Origin of the sequence: Nocardia sp. NPDC058518 (genome assembly GCF_042719655.1) — a bacterium.
Lineage (GTDB): Bacteria > Actinomycetota > Actinomycetes > Mycobacteriales > Mycobacteriaceae > Nocardia.
Genome location: NZ_JBHXNJ010000014.1, coordinates 78,733 through 97,122 on the forward strand (window position 1 = coordinate 78,733; position 18,390 = coordinate 97,122).

The following is an 18,390-nucleotide window of genomic DNA, read 5'->3' on the forward strand; positions in this document are numbered from 1 at the left end:
TGGTTGGCGCCCACGGGAATTCGCGGGCTGCTCGGGTGCGGCGGGTCAGGCTCCGTGCGGGTCCCAGCCATCGGTCCAGACGGCGTGCGACATCCAGTGCGCGGCCCGCTCGGCCTTTTCGCGCACCTCGGTGACGTCGTCGCCGAGGATGTTGATGTGACCGATCTTGCGGTCGGGGCGTTCGCCCTTGCCGTAGAGGTGAACCTTCGCCTCTGGCAGTCGGGCGAACAGGTGGTGCAGCCGCTCGTCCATCGACATCTCGGGCGTCCGGTCGGCACCGAGGATGTTCGACATCACGGTCACCGGCGCGAGGGGGCTGGTATCGCCGAGCGGGTAGTCGAGGACCGCGCGCAGGTGCTGCTCGAACTGGCCGGTGCGGGCACCGTCCATGCCCCAGTGACCGGAGTTGTGCGGGCGCATCGCGAGCTCGTTCACCAGGAGCTCGCCGTCGTGGGTTTCGAACAGCTCCACCGCCATGACACCCACCACACCGAGACCCGCGGCCAGCTCCAGCGCCATCGTCTCGGCGCGCGCGGCCAGGTCCTCGTCCAGGTCCTGGGCGGGGGCGATCACCACGGCGCACTGGCCGTTGCGCTGCACGGTCTCGACGACCGGCCAGGTCGCGGCCTGCCCGAACGGCGAACGCGCGACCATCGCCGACAGCTCACGCTTCAAGTCGACCTTCGACTCGGCCAGCAGCTGCACACCGTGCGCGAGCTGGTCGGTGACCAGCTCGGTGGCCTCGGCGGCATCGGCGGGCATCCAGACGCCACGGCCGTCGTAACCGCCGCGCACGGCCTTCAGCACGAACGGCCAGCCGTGCTCGTCACCGAACGCCACCGCGTCCGCGGGCGCTGTGACCTCGACGAACGCGGGAACCGGCAGACCGAGCCCGGACAGCTTCGTCCGCATGGCCAGCTTGTCCTGGGCGAAGATCAGTGCCTGCGGCGGCGGCGCCACGTTCACGCCCTCGGCGACCAGCACCTCGAGGTGCTCGGTGGGCACGTGCTCGTGGTCGAAGGTCAGCGCGTGCGAGCCGTGGGCGGCTTTGCGCAGCGCGTTCAGGTCGCCGTGACTGCCGAACACGACGTCGGGGGTGACCTGGGCGGCCGGGTCGTCGGGCCGCTCGGCGAGCACCCGTAGACGCTGGCCGAGGGCGACCGCGGCCTGGTGCGTCATGCGCGCGAGCTGGCCCCCACCGACCATCGTGACGGTGGGCATGGCTGACGGATCGAATGAACGTGCACTCACGTCGTGCAATGTTGTCATGTCGAATGCGAATGTTCGCGACCGGTACACTCGGAACTCGTGTCAATCGTCGACGACGTGGTCAGCGTCCTTCCCCCACGCCTGCGCGAAACCGCGATCAGGCACAAAGAGCTGATCAAGTTCGCCATCGTCGGAGCGACGACGTTCGTGATCGACAGCGGCCTGTTCTACCTCCTGAAATGGACGGTTCTCTCGGACAAGCCGATCACCGCCAAGATCATCTCGGGCGTGGTGGCGGTAATCGCGTCCTACATCCTCAACCGGGAATGGTCGTTCAAGAACCGGGGCGGGCGCGAGAAGCATCACGAGGCACTGTTGTTCTTCGGGGTGAGCGGGATCGGGGTGATCCTGAGCAATATCCCGCTGTGGATCTCGATCTATGTGCTCGATCTGCGGCAACCGCATGTGAGCTTCCTCGTAGAGAACATCGCCGATTTCGTCAGCGCTTTCGTGATCGGCAATCTGCTGCAGATGGCGTTCCGGTTCTGGGCGATGCGGCGCTGGGTGTTCCCCGACGAGATGGATGAGATCGTCGCCGAGCTCGAGGACCTGATCGAAGAGGAACAAGAGCACCTCGGCCACAGCTGAGCAACCAGCTGGGTCAGCGCGGCTCGGTGAGGGTCGCGTTCTGCGGGCGGTTGAGCTTGGAGCCGAGGAACACCGCGAACAGGGCAGGGCGCCGACGCTGCAGCTCGAGCCGCCCACCGTCGGCCTCCACCAGCGCGCGGGCCAGCGCCAGACCCACACCGGTCGATCCGCCCGCGGAGAAACCACGATCGAAGATGTGCGGTGCGAGTTCATCGCGCACGCCCTCGCCTTCGTCGGAGACTTCCACACAGATCAGCGGGTCGCGTGAACTCATGGTCGGGACCGTGCGCACCGAGATCGTGCAGGTGCCCGCGCCGTGCATCAGGGCATTGTCGACCAGCACCGCGACGGCCTCACGCAGCCGCGAACCGGTGATCGGGGCCTGCAGGGATTCATCGCCGAGCAGGAGCAGTTCGCGCCCGGTCTCGTGGAACGGGTGGGTCCACTCGGTGACGACCCCGCGCAGCTCCGCCATCACCGGGACCGGATCGCGGTCGGTGGCGTCTTCGTCGCGGGAGGCGCGGACCAGGTCGTCGATGGCCTCGGTGAGCCGGTCGACCTGCGCCATCGCCTCCTCTGCCTCGTGCACCACCTCGGGGTCGGCATGGGTGGACAACTCGTCCAGACGCAAACGAACGGCCGTCAGGCGGCTGCGTAGCTGGTGGGAAACGTCGGCCACCAGCGCGTGCTCGCGTTGCAGGCGGCCCGCGATCTCGACGGTCGCCGAATCGAGCACATCGGAGACCCGGTCCAGTTCCGCGATGCCGTGGCGGCGGGGATCGGGCCGGAAGTCGCCCATCGCCAGCCGGGCGGCCCGCGCGGCGACATCGCGCAGCGGATCGGCGACCCGGCGCGCGGTCACCACGGCGACCGAGAACGCCGCACCGAGCGAGGCGAGCACGGCCAGCGCCACCGCGGCCACCGCCTGCTCCTGCCTCGAATGCATCGGCCCCGCCGGCACCTCGAGCCGCAGCGAACCGGACGTACCCATCGACAGCGATTCGACCAGCGGATCCGTCACTTCCCCGACACCGATATCGGTACGCGCGGCATTGTCGTGCGGGGCCGGATAGACGATCGTGAGCTTGCCGCCCTCGGGGACCAGTGCGCTCATGGCGCGCACGTCGAGGCCGTCCGGGACGGTCCCGTCGACGCGTTCCTGGGCGATCACCTCCGTCGAGATCCGTTCCAGGCGACTCTGCAGATCGTTGCGGGTGATGTCCTCGACCCACAGCCAGGCGGTGTAGATCAACGGCACGCCGAGCACCACCGTGGTGATGGTCAGCACGGTCAGGATCGAACGCAGGATGCGGCGGCGCACTGCCCGTCAGCCTCGGTGCGAGGTGGGTCCGTCGGTATTGAGCCGGAACCCGACACCGCGCACGGTGACGATCCGGCGCTCCGCCATCGGGCCCTCGTCACCGATCTTGCGACGCAACCAGGACATGTGCATATCGAGGGTCTTGGAACCGCGCAGGTCGGCGTCGCCCCAGACCTCGCGCAGGATGGTCTCGCGCGCCACCACCTGACCGGCCCGGTCGATGAGGACCTTGAGCAGCTCGTACTCCTTGTTGGCCAGGTTCACCTCGGACCCGTTCACCAGCACGCGCCGGGCCGCGGGTTCGAGCCGGATCGCGCCGACCTCCACCGCGTCGTCACCGATTCCACTGCGCCGCAACAGAGCTCGCACGCGGGCGAGGAGTTCGGCCAGCCGGAACGGTTTGCCGACGTAGTCGTCGGCGCCCGCGTCGAGGCCGACGACGAAGTCGACCTCGTCGGTGCGGGCGGTGAGCATCAGCACCGCCAGATCGGCACCGCTCGCGCGCACCTGCCGACACACCTCCAGCCCGTCCATGCCGGGCAGGCCCAGGTCGAGGATCAGCAGGTCGTGGTTGCCCTCGAGGGCGCGGCGCAACACCGCCGGGCCGAAGCGTTCGACGGTGACGGTGTAGCCCTCACGCCCCAGTGCACGCGATAGAGGTGCGGCGATCGCCTCGTCGTCTTCGGCCAGCAGTACTGCGGTCATGTGCACAGGTTATGTGTTTCCGATCAGCGAGGAGGGCAGCTCACCGGTAGCCGCCACCCCAATGCTGCTCGTTGGCGGAGCGGCCCGCCTCGAACACCTGGTGGTAGAGCAGCGAATGAACCTGCTGCACCTGGGGCACGTCGTCGTATTCGAGCGGCTCCTCCGAGGAGGAACCGATGATCAGGGTGCCGGTGCCGAGCACCCGGTCCAGCAGACCGTGGCGGAACTGCACGCTGGAGATGCGGCTGAGCGGGATATCGATGCCGGTGTGGGTGAGCACGCCCTGGCGTACGAGCACCCGCCGCCCGGTGACGATGAAATGCGTCGACTTCCAGGCGATCACACGCGCCACGACCCGCCAGGCGATCAGCCCGAGCCAGACCAGGCCGATCAGGATCAGCAGCACCGTGCGCACGTGCCCGGTGGTATTGCGCCAGGCCAGGCCGCCGAGAAAACCGGCGACCGCGGTCGCGGCGATAAGAGTGACGATGGGCCACACCAACATTTTCCAGTGCGGGTGGCGGTGCAGGATCAACTGCTCGTCGGGCGCGAGGACATCCTCCGGGTAACCCATGACCGAACAGTACCGCGCTGGCACACCGCATTTCTCGATGCCACGACCGAGGCGATACTGTGGATTCCACGCTCGATGCCAGGTTTTGCCCATATCTGCTTGCTCGACACCGACAGTGGAGGCACGCGTGACCAAAGATCTGACTCAGCTCGAAATCCTCACGGCCCTCGAACCAGTGGCCGAACAGAACCTCAACCGGCACCTTTCCATCGCCAAGGACTGGAATCCGCACGATTACGTTCCGTGGGAGGAAGGCCGCAATTTCGCCGCGATGGGCGGAAGCGATTGGGAGCCATCGCAATCGCGACTCACCGATGTCGCCAAGGCTGCGATGATCACGAATCTGCTCACCGAGGACAACCTGCCGTCCTATCACCGCGAGATCGCCGAGAACTTCTCGCTCGACGGTGCGTGGGGCACCTGGGTGGGCCGCTGGACCGCCGAGGAGAACCGCCACGGCATCGTGATCCGCGACTACCTCGTCGTCACCCGTGGTGTCGACCCGGTGGCGCTGGAACAAGCGCGGATGATCCACATGACCCAGGGCGCGCACGCGCCGGCGAACTGGGGTGGATTCCTGGTCAATGTCGCGTATGTGACGTTCCAGGAGCTGGCCACCCGGGTGAGCCACCGCAATACCGGTCGCGTGTGCGAGGACCCGGTCGCCGACAAGATGCTGGCCCGCGTCGCCACCGACGAGAACCTGCACATGATCTTCTACCGCAACCTGTGCGCGGCGGCTCTCGACCTCGCCCCCGACCAGGCGATGCCCGCGATCACCAAAGTGCTCACCAACTTCCAGATGCCGGGCGCCGGCATGCCCAACTGGCGGCGCAACGGTGTGCTGATGGCCAAGCACGGCATCTACGACCTGCGCCAGCATCTCGACGAGGTGGTGCGGCCGGTGCTCAAGCAGTGGAACGTCTTCGACCGCAACGACTTCGGTGCGCGCGGCGAGGCGGCGCGCGATGAACTCGCGCTGTTCATCGACAAGCTGGAGAAGGACGTGCTGCGGTTCGAGGAGCAGCGCGACCGGTTGCTCGCGCGCGAGCGCGTGGTGGCCGAACGCGCGACGACGGGTGCGGCCGCACGTTGATCCGTCCTGGCGACGGGCCCGGCTCGGGCCCGTCGTCAGTACTGTCCGCGCAGGTGGGACACGTCGCCCGCGGAGACTGCCCGTTCGCCGATGAGCAGGCGGCCGGTGTCGTCGACGCCGGTCGCCACCCCGGTGAGCACCGTCCCGCCGGGCAGTTCGGCGCGCACGTCGATACCGATGGTGGCGCACCGCTCGCGGTATTCGGCCACCAGATCGGCGGTGCTCCAGCCGGACCGCTCCCATGCGGTGAAGCGGCGCGCGAACTCGGTCAGGATCGCCTCGGCCAGCGCGGTGCGGTCGACATTCCCAGCACCGGCCAACATCAGCGAAGTCGCGTGCGCGACAGGCAGTTCCGACTCGTCGAGGTCGACATTCATGCCGATGCCGACCACCACCGCAGGCGCGACCCCGGTCGCGGCGACCTCGGCGAGAATGCCCGCGAGCTTGCGGCCGTCGAGCAGAACATCGTTGGGCCACTTCAATTCCGGCGCGACCCCGGCCGTGCCGCGCAGCGCGTCGACCACCGCGATGCCGGTGAGCAACGGCAGCCAGCCGAGTGCGGCGGGGTCGATGCCGGGCAGACGCACCAGGATCGACAGCGAGATCTGGGCCCGGGGCGGACTCACCCACGCGCGGGCGTGCCTGCCGCGACCGCTCACCTGTTCCTCGGCGAGCAGGGCCTGGCGGTCGGCGGACGGGTCGGCGGCGCGGGCGACGAGATCGGCGTTGGTCGATCCGGTCGACTCGACCACATCGATTCGCTCGTAGAACGACAGTGCGGGTGAGCTGCTCAGACGTGGCGCGTCGATCGGTGCCCTGTTCATTCGGGGCACGCTACCGGGAGTCAACAGTGAACGATCACCATGGCACCGAAGAGGCGCTGTGGGCGCAGCCCATCCTCAGACCGCGCATGGCCGGAGCGAATGCGGAGGTACGCCTAGCTGGGGTTTCTCTACTGGCCGGTAAGCCGGACTGCCGTGGTGCGCGACGGTGTCACTCGTTACACTCGCAACCCATGACGAGTGTCCAGCAGCAGCCCGCATCGGAATCGGCGGGCACCCCCGATATCCACACCACCGCCGGGAAGCTGGCTGATCTGCGGAATCGGCTGGAAGAAGCGCAACACCCGATGGGTGAGACCGCGGTCGACAAGGTGCACGCCAAGGGCAAGATGACCGCGCGCGAGCGCATCCTCGCCCTGGTCGACGAAGGCTCCTTCGTCGAACTCGACGCCCTGGCCAAGCACCGCAGCGTGAATTTCGGCCTCGAGCACAACCGCCCGCTCGGTGACGGTGTCGTCACCGGTTACGGCACGATCGACGGCCGCGACGTGTGCATCTTCTCCCAGGACGTCACCGTGTTCGGTGGCTCCCTCGGCGAGGTCTACGGCGAGAAGATCGTCAAGGTGATGGACCTGGCCATCAAGACCGGCCGCCCGCTGGTCGGCATCAACGAAGGCGCGGGCGCGCGGATCCAGGAGGGTGTCGTCTCCCTCGGGCTCTACGGCGAGATCTTCCACCGCAATGTGCAGGCCTCCGGTGTGATCCCGCAGATCTCGCTGATCATGGGTGCCGCCGCCGGTGGTCACGTGTACTCCCCCGCGCTCACCGACTTCGTGGTGATGGTCGATCAGACCTCCCAGATGTTCGTCACCGGTCCCGACGTGATCAAGACCGTCACCGGTGAAGAGGTCTCCATGGAGGACCTGGGTGGCGCGCACACCCACATGGTGAAGTCCGGTGTCGCCCACTACGTCGCCTCCGGCGAGCAGGACGCCCTCGACTACGTCAAGGACCTGCTGGGCTACCTGCCGAGCAACAACCGCGCCGAGGCCCCGCGCCACGCGCCCACCGACCCGATCAACGGTGCGATCGAAGAGTCCTTGACCGACGAGGACATCGAACTCGACACGATCATCCCCGACTCGCCGAACCAGCCCTACGACATGCACGAGGTCATCCGTCGCCTGCTCGACGACGACGAGTTCCTCGAGGTCCAGGCCGAGCGCGCGATGAACATCATCTGCGGCTTCGGTCGCGTGGACGGCCGCAGCGTCGGCATCGTCGCCAACCAGCCCACCCAGTTCGCAGGCTGCCTCGACATCGACGCCTCGGAGAAGGCCGCGCGCTTCGTGCGCACCTGCGACGCCTTCAACATCCCGATCATCACCCTGGTCGACGTGCCCGGCTTCCTGCCCGGCACCGGCCAGGAATACAACGGCATCATCCGCCGTGGCGCGAAGCTGCTCTATGCCTACGGCGAGGCCACTGTGGGCAAGATCACGATCATCACTCGCAAGGCCTACGGCGGCGCCTACGACGTCATGGGTTCCAAGCACATGGGTGCCGATGTGAACCTGGCGTGGCCGACCGCGCAGATCGCCGTGATGGGTGCCTCCGGCGCCGTCGGCTTCGTCTACCGCAAGCAGCTGGCCGAGGCCGCCAAGAACGGCGACGACGTCGATGCGCTGCGCCTCGAGCTGCAGAACGAGTACGAGGACACTCTCGTGAACCCGTACGTCGCCGCCGAGCGCGGATACGTCGACGCGGTCATCCCGCCCTCACACACCCGTGGCCAGATCGTGTCGGCGCTGCGGCTCCTCGAGCGCAAAATGGTGACCATGCCGCCGAAGAAACACGGCAACATTCCGCTCTGAAAACGCGATATCCCGGATAGGCCGCGCACACTTGTTGTGGAAGACAACTATTGATCAGCGCGGCCACACCGGGAATGATCGCGTCAACCGCGCTGTGAAGCGAAGTAAGTGCAGGAAGGATCTGGCACTGTGACAACTGTGGCAGAAGAAGACGTGTTGACAGTCGCCGAGCTCGAGCTCGTCGTCGAACCACTCGTCGAAGAGGCCGAACTGTCGGCGGGCGTGGTGGTCGAGGCCCCCGTGCCTGCCACCGGCGAGCCGATGTTCCGCATTCTCAAGGGTTCGCCCACCGATCAGGACATCGCGGCTCTGGTCGCCGTTCTGAGCGCGGCGTCCGCCAACGCGCCCGCCGGTGGATCGAACGGACCGGCCGACGCATGGGGTACATCGACGTTGATGCATCGGGGCACGAACCCGTTCTCACCGTACGTGTACCCGATGCTGTCGCATCTGCGCTGAGGTGATCGAGCTGGTGCTCCGGTGATCGAACTGGCGCTCCGGTGACCAGACTGGTTCTGGCATCGGCGTCCCCCGCCCGGCTGGGGATCCTGCGCACCGCGGGCATCGACCCCGTGGTGCGGGTCTCGGGCGTGGACGAGGACGCGGTGTCGGCGGCACTGCCCGCCGGCACCTCCGCACACGATGTCGTCGTCGCCCGGGCGCGCGCCAAGGCGGTCGACGTCGCCGCCTCGATTCCCGAACTCGACGCCGACTGTGTTGTCGTCGGCTGCGATTCGATGCTGCTCGTCGACGGGCAGCTACAGGGCAAACCACACACCCCCGAGGTGGCGCGCGAGCGCTGGGCCACGATGGCGGGCCGCAGCGCGGACCTGATCACCGGGCACTGCGTGCTGCGGCTGCGCGACGGTGAGATCGTCGCCGAGTCGGCCGAATGCAGCAGTACCACGGTGCATTTCGCGAAGCCGACGCCGGACGAGCTCGATACCTATATCGCAACGGGTGAACCGCTGAAGGTAGCGGGCGCGTTCACGCTGGACGGCCTCGGCGGCTGGTTCGTCGACCGGATCGAGGGCGACCCGTCCAGCGTCATCGGGATCGGATTACCGCTGTTGCGCCGACTGCTCGAAGACGTCGGTGTCGGTGTCACGCAGCTGTGGCGGGATCCGCGGGACTGACGGCGCGATCACGTGCTGATCCCCCGGCTCCTTGGCCGGGGTGCGATCGGGCGCTGTCATCGTCAGGTCGAGCCGGGCCGTACACAGTTCGGGCTCGATGAACGGATGCAGCTGCACGTCCACCCGGCCACGAGCGCCGTTGCGCTCGAGTACCTCCCGCATGAGACCCATGTGCACACCGCACACCACTTCGGCGTGTGAGCGGGCCAGTTCACGCAGCGGGCAGGCGGTCAGGTTGATCTGTACGTGCTCCGTCGTCTCACCGGCTGGCTCCTTCTCGGGTGCGAACCCGAGCTCCGACATCAGCGACATGGTGATGTCCCTGGCGTCGGCGAGGGTTTCCACCGGCTGCGTGCCGATATCCATCCGCGCACCCCACGCGCGGCCCGCGGCCACGGCGGCGGCGGATCGGGCGACCGGATCGGGACCGAGATGGTCGGCCAGTACCTGCGCGAGCTCCTGATATCCCACCGAGCGCTGCACCGCGCGATAGCCGATGCGCGGGCGTCCGCGACCGCGTGGCGGTTGCTGGAACTGGCGAACCAGCGATTCACGGGTGAGGACATCGAGGTGGAATCGGACGGTGGTGACGTGCTGTCCGGTGATGCGGGCCAGTTCCTGGGCATCGAGGGGCTCGGTGGCGCCACGTAGGATCGCGAGCAGTCGCCGTCGCGGCCAAGAATCGGACATAGCTCACCCCTCCTCTCCAGAGACTTTATCGGACATCCGTGCGCTTTATTCGCCCATTGTGTCGATTCGTGATGTGCCACCACACACTTACCATCGGCTGCGACCACATACTGCTCGCACCCACCCAACTCGCGTGAAGGACCACACCGTGCCCGTCGCCCCGGATCCGCACCCCGCCTTCGGTTCCTACGCAGTCCCGCATCGATTGGTAACCACAGAATGGCTGTCCGCAAACATCGGTGTGAGTGGTTTACGGATCATCGAGTCCAACGATGACATCCTGCTCTACGACATCGGCCATGTCCCGGGCGCGGTCAAAATCGATTGGCGCGGCGATCTGAGCGACCCGGTGACCCGCGATTATGTCGACGGCAAGCGTTTCACCGAACTGATGCGCGCCAAGGGTATCGAGCGCGACGACACCATCGTGATCTACGGCGATCGCGGCAATGCCCAGGCCGCGCACACCGCCTGGATCTTCTCGCTGTTCGGCCACGAGGACGTGCGCCTGCTCGACGGCGGCCGCGACGCCTGGATCTCCGAGGAGCGCGACACCACCTTCGACCAGCCCTACCCCGCTCCCAGCGACTATCCCGAGGTCGTGCGCGACGACTCGACCGCGCGCGCGTTCCGCGAGGAGGTGCTCGGCAGGCTGGGCAAGCCCCTGGTCGACGTGCGCTCGGCGCAGGAGTACTCGGGCGAGCTCGACGACGCGGCTGATACCTCGGCGTCTACCCGAGGGCCTGCGTGGTTACGCTCGGCGGCCTCCTCCGGCCTGCCGTCTTCGACGCTGCGCGGCGGACACGTGCCGACCGCGGTGAACATCCCGTGGACCGACGCCGCCACGATCGACGGCCGCTTCCGCTCGCGCGCCGACCTCGACGAGGTCTACGGCGCGCTGCCCGCCGACGACCTGGTCGTCTACAGCGGGGTGGGCGAGCGATCCAGCCACACCTGGTTCGTCCTGACCTTCCTGCTCGGCCGCAGGTCGGTGCGCAATTACGACGGATCGTGGATCGAATGGGGAAACTCGGTGCGGGTGCCGATCGCGACGGGCACCGAACCCGGTGTCGCGAATCAGATCATTTGAAACATGTTCACATCAGTGTGCGCCGCGTAATGTGACCTGCGACCTACTCGGCAGTAGGGCTAGCCGAGTTCGAGCAGTGTTGGCACACTGCCTACACTCGCCCGAGACGAAAGTTGTCGATACCGGGTACGGGGCCTAACCGGCGAACCGTTCCCCGACGCGACCAAAGATTGCACACAGGAGGCTCAGTGCCCAGCCATGCCAGCGCACGGATCACAAAGGTACTCGTAGCTAACCGCGGCGAGATCGCGGTTCGCGTGATCCGGGCTGCCAAGGACGCGGGAATCACCAGCGTCGCGGTGTACGCCGAGCCCGATGCCGATGCTCCCTTCGTGAAACTCGCCGATGAGGCGTTCGCCCTCGGCGGTCAGACCTCTGCCGAGTCGTACCTCGTGTTCGACAAGATCCTCGACGCCGCGGCCAAGTCCGGCGCCGACGCGATCCACCCCGGTTACGGTTTCCTCTCCGAGAACGCCGACTTCGCCCAGGCCGTCATCGACGCCGGGCTGATCTGGATCGGCCCGTCGCCGCAGTCCATCCGCGACCTCGGTGACAAGGTCACCGCGCGCCACATCGCCGAGAAGGCGAAGGCGCCGATGGCCGCCGGTACCAAGGACCCGGTCAAGAACGCCGACGAGGTCGTCGCGTTCGCCAAGGAATTCGGCGTCCCGGTGGCCATCAAGGCCGCTTTCGGTGGCGGTGGCCGCGGCATGAAGGTCGCCCACACCATCGAGGAGATCCCCGAGCTGTTCGAGTCGGCGACCCGTGAGGCCATCGCCGCCTTCGGTCGCGGCGAGTGCTTCGTCGAGCAGTACCTCGACAAGGCCCGCCACGTCGAAGCCCAGGTCATCGCCGACCAGCACGGCAACGTGGTCGTCGCCGGTACCCGCGACTGCTCGCTGCAGCGCCGGTTCCAGAAGCTTGTCGAGGAGGCGCCCGCGCCGTTCCTGTCCGACAAGGTTCGCGCCGCCATCCACGAATCGAGCAAGCGCATCTGCCGCGAGGCGGGCTACTACGGCGCGGGCACTGTGGAGTTCCTGGTGCAGGGCGAGACCGTGTCGTTCCTCGAGGTGAACACCCGCCTGCAGGTGGAGCACCCGGTCACCGAGGAGACCGCGGGCATCGACCTGGTGCGCCAGCAGTTCGCGATCGCCAACGGCGACGAGCTGAGCATCAAGGAAGATCCCACGCCGCGTGGGCACTCGTTCGAGTTCCGGATCAACGGTGAGGACGCCGGTCGCGGCTTCCTGCCCGCTCCCGGCCCGGTCAACGTCTACCGCGAGCCCACGGGCCCCGGTGTGCGCGTCGACTCCGGTGTGGTCCAGGGCAGCGTCATCGGCGGTCAGTTCGACTCGATGCTGGCCAAGCTGATCGTCACCGGCGAGAACCGCGAGCAGGCGCTGCAGCGCGCCCGTCGCGCGCTGGCCGAGTTCGAGGTCGATGGCCTGGCGACGGTGATCCCGTTCCACCGCGCGGTCATCGAGGACCCGGCGTTCATCGGTGACGGCCAGACGTTCGACGTCTACACCAAGTGGATCGAAAACGAGTGGAAGAACACCGTCGAGCCGTACACGGCCGGTGGCGCAGCCGACGATGACGACGACGATCTGCCCCGGCAGAAGGTTGTCGTCGAGGTCGGTGGGCGTCGCGTCGAGGTGTCGCTGCCCGGTCAGTTCAGCCTCGGTGGCGGTGCGGCCGGTACGGCCGCTAACGGTGTGGTTCGCAAGAAGCCGAAGGCGCGCAAGCGTGGTGGCGCCGGTGCCGGTGCCGCGTCGGGTGACGCGGTGACCGCGCCGATGCAGGGCACTGTCGTGAAGGTCGCGGTCGAAGAGGGCCAGACCGTCGAGGTCGGCGACCTGATCGTGGTGCTCGAGGCCATGAAGATGGAGAACCCGGTCAACGCGCACAAGGCCGGTGTCGTCACCGGGCTGGCCGTCGCGGCGGGTGCGGCGATCACCCAGGGCACCGTCCTGGCGGAGATCAAGTAGTAAGAACTCACCAACGGGCGCTGGTCTTCGCGGACCAGCGCCCGTTGTCGTTCGCCGGGGTGAACGGCGGACGAAAATCACCTGTCTCCGCAGGATGGGTGTCCGTGTTCTGTCGTATCGTGGATCGGGTGACCAGTACTGCGCACACCGATCTGGACCCGCTCTCGACGCCGGGTACGGCAACGGTGGCCGAGGTGATCCAGGGCAGGCGGGACGCCGGTCATCGCGCCGACGGTCATCGCCTCGCGCTGGTGATCGAGGGCGGTGGCAGCCGCGGTGTGTACTCCAGCGGCATGGTGCAGGCGCTCGAGGAACTGGGTCTGTCGAAGGTGTTCGACGCCGTGTACGGCACGTCGGCAGGGGCGATCAATGGTGCATGGCTGCTGTGCGGGCGCGCGGCCACCGGGATGCGATCGTGGACCGATCCGGCCATCATGCGCCGCGTGGTCGATCCGGTGCGCATCTTCCGCGGTCGCCCCGTCTTCGATCTGCACTATCTCGTGCATCGCGTGTACGACGGCATCGAGCCGATGGACTTTCCGGCCATCCTGGCCAATCCGACCACCTTCCACCCGATCGCGACCGATATCCGCACCGGGCAGTCGGTGGATCTCGGGCCCTACATCACCGACAAGCAGTCCCTCATGACGGCGCTGAGGGCCTCCGCGGGCCTACCGCTGCTGGCGGGACCGCCGGTCGCCCTCGCGGGCGGCAACTACTTCGACGGTGGGCTCACCGAAACCGTGCCGATCCGCACCGCCGTGGCCGCGGGCACCACCCACGCCTTGGTTCTGCGGACCCGCCGGACCGATGAACTCCGCCCGCCCGCTCCCCTGCTGCATCGGGTGGTCGGCGGCGGGTACATGCGTGCCATCGCGCCCGGCGCGTTCCGGGCATGGAGTAAGCGGCCGGGACAGCAGGCGATGGAGGACAGCTACCTCGACGGCCTCGGCGAGCAGGTCCTCCAGGTTCACCCACCCGCCGGTTCCCCCGCCATCGACAGCGCGGCCCGCGACACCGACCTGCTCACCCGCGCCCTCGACATCGGCCGCACCGCCGTCCACTCACTCCTCGGCGGCGGCACCCTCCGCACGGCCTGAATCCGGCGTGCCCGTGATCGCCGGGGACCGTCGGCGAGGGCCACGCCGGTCGGCACTAGGCTGCGGGCGTGGAACCGATCGAGATCAACGCAGGGTCCTGGTATCTGCGCGCCCTTCGCGCCGACGAGCGCATCGACGATCGACCCGCGCTGGCCGATGGCGGCATCACCGATCCCGGCTACGTGGCCACCCGGTCGGCACAGTGGGCCGATGAATCCCACTTCTCCTGGGCGGTCTGCGTTCCGACAACAGCCGAACTGGTCGCCGAGATCGGCGTGACACCGGGCCCCGGCGACACCGCGACCGTCACGGGGTGGGCCCGACCCGGCGAGGACGAGGCACTGGCCGCCGGCCTCGCCTCGGTCCACCGCTTCGTCGCGGGCGCACTCGGATTGACTGTTCCGCCTCCCCGCGACTCTTAGCCGGATCGAGGCGCGGGGAGACTCAGCGACGCGGGCGGCGGTGAGGTGTCGGTCGGATCAGCCGGTGCCCGACGAGTTACCCATGTTCTCGCGTGAGCACCGCGTCGAGTGCGTCGACGGCCTGACTCAGCTCTGCCTCGGTGACTGTCAGCGGCGGGCGGAACCGGATGCCGCGCTCCCCCGTGCCGAGCAGCAGCACGTGCTCGCGTTCCCGCAGCTCTGTCACCACTCGATCGCGCAGCTCCGGGGTGGCAAGGCTGATCGCGCACATCAGCCCACGCCCACGCGCCTCGCCGGCCAGGTTCGGGTGGGCGGCGGCGAGCTTGCTGAGCCGGTCGAGCAGGAAAGCACCGAGCGGCCCCGCGCTCTCGATCAGCCGATCCCGTTCCAGCACTTCGAGAATGCGCCGGGTGCGGACCATGTCGGTGAGGTTGCCGCCCCAGGTGGAGTTGAGCCGGGAGCTCACCCGGAAGACATTGTCGACCACCTCGTCGACCCGTCCGCCTGCCATGATCCCGCAGACCTGGGTCTTCTTCCCGAAGGCCACCACATCTGGCCGCACGTCCAATTGCTGGAAGGCCCAGGTGGTTCCGGTCATGCCGACACCGGTCTGCACCTCGTCGAGGATGAACAGTGCGTCGTAGGCGTGGACCAGCCGCTGCATGGCGGCGAGGAATTCCGGTCGCAGGTGGCGGTCGCCGCCTTCGCCCTGGATCGGCTCGGCGATGAAGCAGGCGATGTCGTGCGGGTTGTCGGCGAAGGCCTGTTCGGCCTGGGCGATGGCCCGCGCCTCGAGGGCGGCGATGTCGGGCCCGGCGAAGGTGTGCGGTGTGTCGATTCGCGGCCAATCGAATTTCGGGAATCGCGCGGTCTTGATCGGGTCGGTATTGGTGAGCGACATCGTATAGCCGCTCCGGCCGTGGAAGGCGCCGGTGAGGTGCAGCACCTTGGTGCCGAGTTCCGGTGCGCGGCCGTGCAATTGGTTGTGCCTGCTCTTCCAGTCGAAAGCGACTTTCAGCGCGTTCTCCACCGCGAGCGCACCACCGTCGACGAAGAACAGATGCGGCAGGTGCGGATCGCCGAGAACGCGGGCGAAGGTTTCGACGAAGCGGGCCATCTCGACGGTGTAGATGTCGGAGTTGCTCGGCTTGTTCAGTGCGGCGGTGGTCAGTTCGGCGAGGAAGCTCTCGTCGCCGGCCAGCGCGGGATGGTTCATCCCGAGCGCGTTGGAGGCGAAGAAGCCGAACATGTCGAGATAGCTGGTGCCGTCGCGTTCATCGACAAGCGTGCGGCCGTGCGACTCGTGTAGGTCGAGCACAAGCTCGAAACCGTCCGCGAGGATGTGCGAGGACAGGATTTCGTGGACCCGGTCGGCGGGGATGACCGCCGCGCCAGGGCGCTCCAGTTCGATGGTCATGAAACCGACGATACGCAAATATTTACGGAAGTTCTACGGAATCACGAATCAAATTACGGAAGATCACTACCTGTCATAGAATGTCTGCAGGATGATCGTGCTGCGGGTGTGCACGTTGGCCGTGGCCCTGATCTCCTGCAGCAGATGTTCCAGATGCCGGGGCGAGGCCACCCGCACCAGCAGGACGTAGCTCTCCTCGCCCGCCACCGAGTGACACCCCTCGATGCCGGGGATGTGCTGCAACAGGGCGGGCGCGTCATCGGGCTGGGACGGATCGAGAGGAGTGATGGCGACGAACGCCGACAACAAGTGCCCGAGCGCTTCGGGGTCCACCTGCGCCGCATACCCGCGGATCACGCCGCGCGCTTCGAGCCTGCGCACCCGCGATTGCACCGCGGAGACCGAAAGGCTGGCCTTCTCCGCAAGATTCGACAATGTGGCGCGACCGTCTGCCATCAGTTCTTTGATCAATAGTCGATCGATGTCGTCGAGCTGGGGTCGAGCCGGTGTATCCGCCATCAGCGAAGGCTAACGCAGCGTGGGGCTCGCGCGGGGAAAACTTCTTTCCGTTCCCCACCGAATTCTCCCGAACTTTTCCGTGAGTCGTACCAAACAGCAGAAGGTGAGCAGAGTACCGATGACGCAGACCGTGAACTTCTCCGAGCAGCTCTCACTGCGAGCCAGGGCGCTCCTGCACGGCCTCGGCGCCACTGTGCCCGAACCCGGCCCGCTGCTCGCGCGCACGCCGATCTCCGGCGGCGTCCTGCTGCCACTGACCACCGACACTCCCGCCGACGTCGATGCCGCGATCGGCCGCGCCGCCACCGCGTTCCAGGCGTGGCGCACCGTCCCCGCACCCGTGCGAGCGGCGCTGGTGCGCAGGCTGTCCCAGTTGCTGGTGACCCATCAGGACGAGCTGGCCGAGCTGGTGACCCTGGAAGCGGGCAAGATCGGCCCCGAGGCGCTGGGCGAAGTGCAGGAGATGATCGACGTCTGCGAGTTCGCGATCGGGCTGTCGCGCCAGCTCTACGGCGCCACCATGCCTTCCGAGCGCCCCGGCCACCGGCTCATGGAGACGTGGCATCCGCTCGGTGTCGTCGGCGTGATCTCGGCGTTCAATTTCCCTGTCGCGGTGTGGGCTTGGAATACCGCGATCGCGCTGGTGTGCGGCGACACGGTGGTGTGGAAGCCGTCGGAGACCACGCCGTTGACGGCGTTGGCGTGTCACACGCTGCTGCGTCGTGCGGCGGTCGACGTGGGAGCGGATCCCGAAGTGCACCAACTGATTCAGGGTGATGCCGCCGTCGGCTCCGCCCTGGTCGACGATCACCGGGTCGCCCTGGTGAGCGCGACCGGTTCGGTGCGGATGGGCGCCGCCGTTGCCCCGCGGGTGGCCGGGCGGTTCGGGCGGTGCCTGCTCGAGCTGGGTGGCAACAATGCCGCGATCGTGGCGTCGAGCGCCGATCTGGAGCTGGCGGTGCGCGGCATCGTCTTCTCGGCGGCGGGGACCGCGGGGCAGCGGTGTACGAGTCTGCGGCGGCTGATCGTGCATCGTTCGATCGCCGACCAGCTGGTCGACCGGCTCGCCGCGGCGTACAGCCAACTGCCCGTTGGCAATCCGCTCGACGACGGGGTGCTGGTCGGGCCGCTGATCAACGAGCGCGCCTTCGCGGCGATGCAGCAGGCGCTGGTCGGCGCGGTGGCCGAAGGTGGCGACATCATCTGTGGCGGTGAGCGAGTCGAGACGCTCGGACCCGACGCCTACTACGTGCGGCCCGCCCTCGTCCGCATGCCCGCGCAGACCGAACTCGTGCGCGAGGAGACCTTCGCACCGATCCTGTACGTGCTGACCTACGACGAACTCGACGAGGCAATCGCACTGAATAATGGTGTGACACAAGGACTTTCCTCGTCGATCTTCACGCTCGACCAGCGCGAGGCCGAACAGTTCCTGGCCGGCTCCGACTGCGGCATCGCCAATGTCAATATCGGGACATCGGGTGCGGAGATCGGCGGGGCGTTCGGCGGGGAGAAGAACACCGGCGGCGGCCGGGAGTCGGGCTCGGACTCGTGGAAGGCCTACATGCGCCGGGCCACCAACACCGTCAACTACTCCACCGAACTCCCGCTCGCGCAGGGGATCCATTTCGGCTGATCAGCCATACGATTTCGCCTTCCGACCCACCCCGTGTAAAGTGGTATTTGCAACGCGGGATGGAGCAGCTCGGTAGCTCGCTGGGCTCATAACCCAGAGGTCGCAGGTTCAAATCCTGTTCCCGCTACTACGAAGAATGGGCCCCCGGTTTTTTAGCCGGGGGGGGTTTTTTTTTTACTTTGA

At 67.4% G+C, this 18,390-nt stretch carries 18 protein-coding genes and 1 tRNA gene; 11 read left to right on the top strand and 8 right to left on the bottom strand.

Annotation, left to right across the window (positions count from 1 at the left end; all coding sequences use genetic code 11):
* Positions 1–45: 45 nt before the first annotated feature.
* Positions 46–1,269: a 5-(carboxyamino)imidazole ribonucleotide synthase gene (locus ACFWPX_RS22955; RefSeq protein ID WP_378929034.1), complete on the bottom strand. Its 1,224-nt coding sequence runs from the start codon at positions 1,267–1,269 to the stop codon at positions 46–48.
* Positions 1,270–1,308: 39 nt separating this feature from the next.
* Here ACFWPX_RS22955 and ACFWPX_RS22960 point away from each other — a divergent pair, with 39 nt between their 5' ends.
* The gene (locus ACFWPX_RS22960) at positions 1,309–1,857 is read left to right on the top strand and encodes a GtrA family protein (protein ID WP_378919886.1); all 549 of its coding nucleotides are present in this window, start codon (positions 1,309–1,311) and stop codon (positions 1,855–1,857) included.
* A 13-nt stretch (positions 1,858–1,870) separates the two neighbouring features.
* On the opposite strand, the gene ACFWPX_RS22965 is transcribed toward ACFWPX_RS22960, so the two are convergent.
* Genes ACFWPX_RS22965 through ACFWPX_RS22975 form a run of 3 tightly spaced genes read right to left on the bottom strand, consistent with a single transcriptional unit; the run spans position 1,871 to position 4,457 of the window.
* Complete coding sequence (locus tag ACFWPX_RS22965; protein WP_378919888.1) at positions 1,871–3,178, bottom strand: sensor histidine kinase; 1,308 nt, start codon at positions 3,176–3,178, stop codon at positions 1,871–1,873.
* Positions 3,179–3,184: 6 nt separating this feature from the next.
* Positions 3,185–3,883 carry a response regulator transcription factor gene (locus tag ACFWPX_RS22970; RefSeq protein ID WP_378919890.1) on the bottom strand — a complete coding sequence of 233 codons (699 nt, stop codon included), beginning with the start codon at positions 3,881–3,883 and terminating at the stop codon, positions 3,185–3,187.
* Positions 3,884–3,923: 40 nt separating this feature from the next.
* Positions 3,924–4,457 (bottom strand): PH domain-containing protein, encoded by a 534-nt coding sequence (locus tag ACFWPX_RS22975; protein WP_378929035.1) that lies wholly within the window; start codon positions 4,455–4,457, stop codon positions 3,924–3,926.
* Positions 4,458–4,584: 127 nt separating this feature from the next.
* On the opposite strand from ACFWPX_RS22975, the gene ACFWPX_RS22980 reads away from it, so the two are divergent.
* Positions 4,585–5,553 (top strand): acyl-ACP desaturase, encoded by a 969-nt coding sequence (locus ACFWPX_RS22980; protein WP_378919894.1) that lies wholly within the window; start codon positions 4,585–4,587, stop codon positions 5,551–5,553.
* A 35-nt stretch (positions 5,554–5,588) separates the two neighbouring features.
* Here ACFWPX_RS22980 and ACFWPX_RS22985 read toward each other — a convergent pair whose 3' ends face one another.
* Entirely contained in the window at positions 5,589–6,377 is a 789-nt protein-coding gene (locus ACFWPX_RS22985) for a biotin--[acetyl-CoA-carboxylase] ligase (RefSeq protein WP_378929036.1), read from the bottom strand.
* Between the two features lie 191 nt (positions 6,378–6,568).
* Between ACFWPX_RS22985 and ACFWPX_RS22990 the strand changes: the two genes are divergently transcribed.
* The 3 genes from ACFWPX_RS22990 (at position 6,569) to ACFWPX_RS23000 (ending at position 9,345) form a co-directional block, all read left to right on the top strand.
* Positions 6,569–8,209 carry an acyl-CoA carboxylase subunit beta gene (locus tag ACFWPX_RS22990; protein WP_378919898.1) on the top strand — a complete coding sequence of 547 codons (1,641 nt, stop codon included), beginning with the start codon at positions 6,569–6,571 and terminating at the stop codon, positions 8,207–8,209.
* 129 nt (positions 8,210–8,338) lie between these two features.
* Entirely contained in the window at positions 8,339–8,668 is a 330-nt protein-coding gene (locus ACFWPX_RS22995) for an acyl-CoA carboxylase epsilon subunit (protein ID WP_378929037.1), read from the top strand.
* Positions 8,669–8,709: 41 nt separating this feature from the next.
* Complete coding sequence (locus ACFWPX_RS23000; protein WP_378929038.1) at positions 8,710–9,345, top strand: Maf family protein; 636 nt, start codon at positions 8,710–8,712, stop codon at positions 9,343–9,345.
* Here the strand turns inward: ACFWPX_RS23000 and ACFWPX_RS23005 are convergent.
* Entirely contained in the window at positions 9,271–10,035 is a 765-nt protein-coding gene (locus ACFWPX_RS23005; protein WP_378929039.1) for a helix-turn-helix transcriptional regulator, read from the bottom strand. The two genes, ACFWPX_RS23000 and ACFWPX_RS23005, sit on opposite strands and share 75 nt — an antisense overlap.
* A 148-nt stretch (positions 10,036–10,183) precedes the next feature.
* Between ACFWPX_RS23005 and ACFWPX_RS23010 the strand changes: the two genes are divergently transcribed.
* The 4 genes from ACFWPX_RS23010 to ACFWPX_RS23025 all read left to right on the top strand — a co-directional run bounded on the left by ACFWPX_RS23010 (position 10,184) and on the right by ACFWPX_RS23025 (position 14,635).
* Positions 10,184–11,125 carry a sulfurtransferase gene (locus tag ACFWPX_RS23010; protein ID WP_378929107.1) on the top strand — a complete coding sequence of 314 codons (942 nt, stop codon included), beginning with the start codon at positions 10,184–10,186 and terminating at the stop codon, positions 11,123–11,125.
* A 188-nt stretch (positions 11,126–11,313) separates the two neighbouring features.
* Positions 11,314–13,113 carry an acetyl/propionyl/methylcrotonyl-CoA carboxylase subunit alpha gene (locus ACFWPX_RS23015; protein ID WP_378929040.1) on the top strand — a complete coding sequence of 600 codons (1,800 nt, stop codon included), beginning with the start codon at positions 11,314–11,316 and terminating at the stop codon, positions 13,111–13,113.
* A gap of 128 nt (positions 13,114–13,241) precedes the next feature.
* Positions 13,242–14,213: a patatin family protein gene (locus ACFWPX_RS23020; protein WP_378929041.1), complete on the top strand. Its 972-nt coding sequence runs from the start codon at positions 13,242–13,244 to the stop codon at positions 14,211–14,213.
* Between the two features lie 68 nt (positions 14,214–14,281).
* A complete protein-coding gene (locus ACFWPX_RS23025) occupies positions 14,282–14,635 on the top strand; it encodes a hypothetical protein (RefSeq protein ID WP_378919910.1) in 354 nt (117 codons plus the stop codon).
* Positions 14,636–14,711: 76 nt separating this feature from the next.
* On the opposite strand, the gene lat is transcribed toward ACFWPX_RS23025, so the two are convergent.
* Together lat and ACFWPX_RS23035 are read right to left on the bottom strand one after the other, a co-directional pair.
* Entirely contained in the window at positions 14,712–16,052 is a 1,341-nt protein-coding gene (gene lat, locus ACFWPX_RS23030; protein ID WP_378929042.1) for an L-lysine 6-transaminase, read from the bottom strand.
* A 66-nt stretch (positions 16,053–16,118) separates the two neighbouring features.
* Positions 16,119–16,571: an Lrp/AsnC family transcriptional regulator gene (locus tag ACFWPX_RS23035; RefSeq protein WP_056818059.1), complete on the bottom strand. Its 453-nt coding sequence runs from the start codon at positions 16,569–16,571 to the stop codon at positions 16,119–16,121.
* Between the two features lie 118 nt (positions 16,572–16,689).
* On the opposite strand from ACFWPX_RS23035, the gene ACFWPX_RS23040 reads away from it, so the two are divergent.
* Both ACFWPX_RS23040 and ACFWPX_RS23045 read left to right on the top strand, forming a co-directional pair.
* Entirely contained in the window at positions 16,690–18,207 is a 1,518-nt protein-coding gene (locus ACFWPX_RS23040; protein ID WP_378919914.1) for an aldehyde dehydrogenase family protein, read from the top strand.
* A gap of 53 nt (positions 18,208–18,260) precedes the next feature.
* Positions 18,261–18,334, top strand: a tRNA-Met gene (locus ACFWPX_RS23045).
* The last annotated feature ends 56 nt before the right edge of the window (positions 18,335–18,390 follow it).

Excerpts from the sequence above, each read along its gene's own strand:
- ACFWPX_RS22970 (WP_378919890.1), bottom strand. The coding sequence starts at position 3,883 with ATGACCGCAGTACTGCTGGCCGAAGACGACGAGGCGATCGCCGCACCT.
- ACFWPX_RS22990 (WP_378919898.1), top strand. The coding sequence starts at position 6,569 with ATGACGAGTGTCCAGCAGCAGCCCGCATCGGAATCGGCGGGCACCCCC.
- lat (WP_378929042.1), bottom strand. The coding sequence starts at position 16,052 with ATGACCATCGAACTGGAGCGCCCTGGCGCGGCGGTCATCCCCGCCGAC.
- ACFWPX_RS22985 (WP_378929036.1), bottom strand. The coding sequence starts at position 6,377 with ATGAACAGGGCACCGATCGACGCGCCACGTCTGAGCAGCTCACCCGCA.
- ACFWPX_RS23035 (WP_056818059.1), bottom strand. The coding sequence starts at position 16,571 with ATGGCGGATACACCGGCTCGACCCCAGCTCGACGACATCGATCGACTA.
- ACFWPX_RS23005 (WP_378929039.1), bottom strand. The coding sequence starts at position 10,035 with ATGTCCGATTCTTGGCCGCGACGGCGACTGCTCGCGATCCTACGTGGC.
- ACFWPX_RS22955 (WP_378929034.1), bottom strand. The coding sequence starts at position 1,269 with ATGACAACATTGCACGACGTGAGTGCACGTTCATTCGATCCGTCAGCC.
- ACFWPX_RS23040 (WP_378919914.1), top strand. The coding sequence starts at position 16,690 with ATGACGCAGACCGTGAACTTCTCCGAGCAGCTCTCACTGCGAGCCAGG.
- ACFWPX_RS22975 (WP_378929035.1), bottom strand. The coding sequence starts at position 4,457 with ATGGGTTACCCGGAGGATGTCCTCGCGCCCGACGAGCAGTTGATCCTG.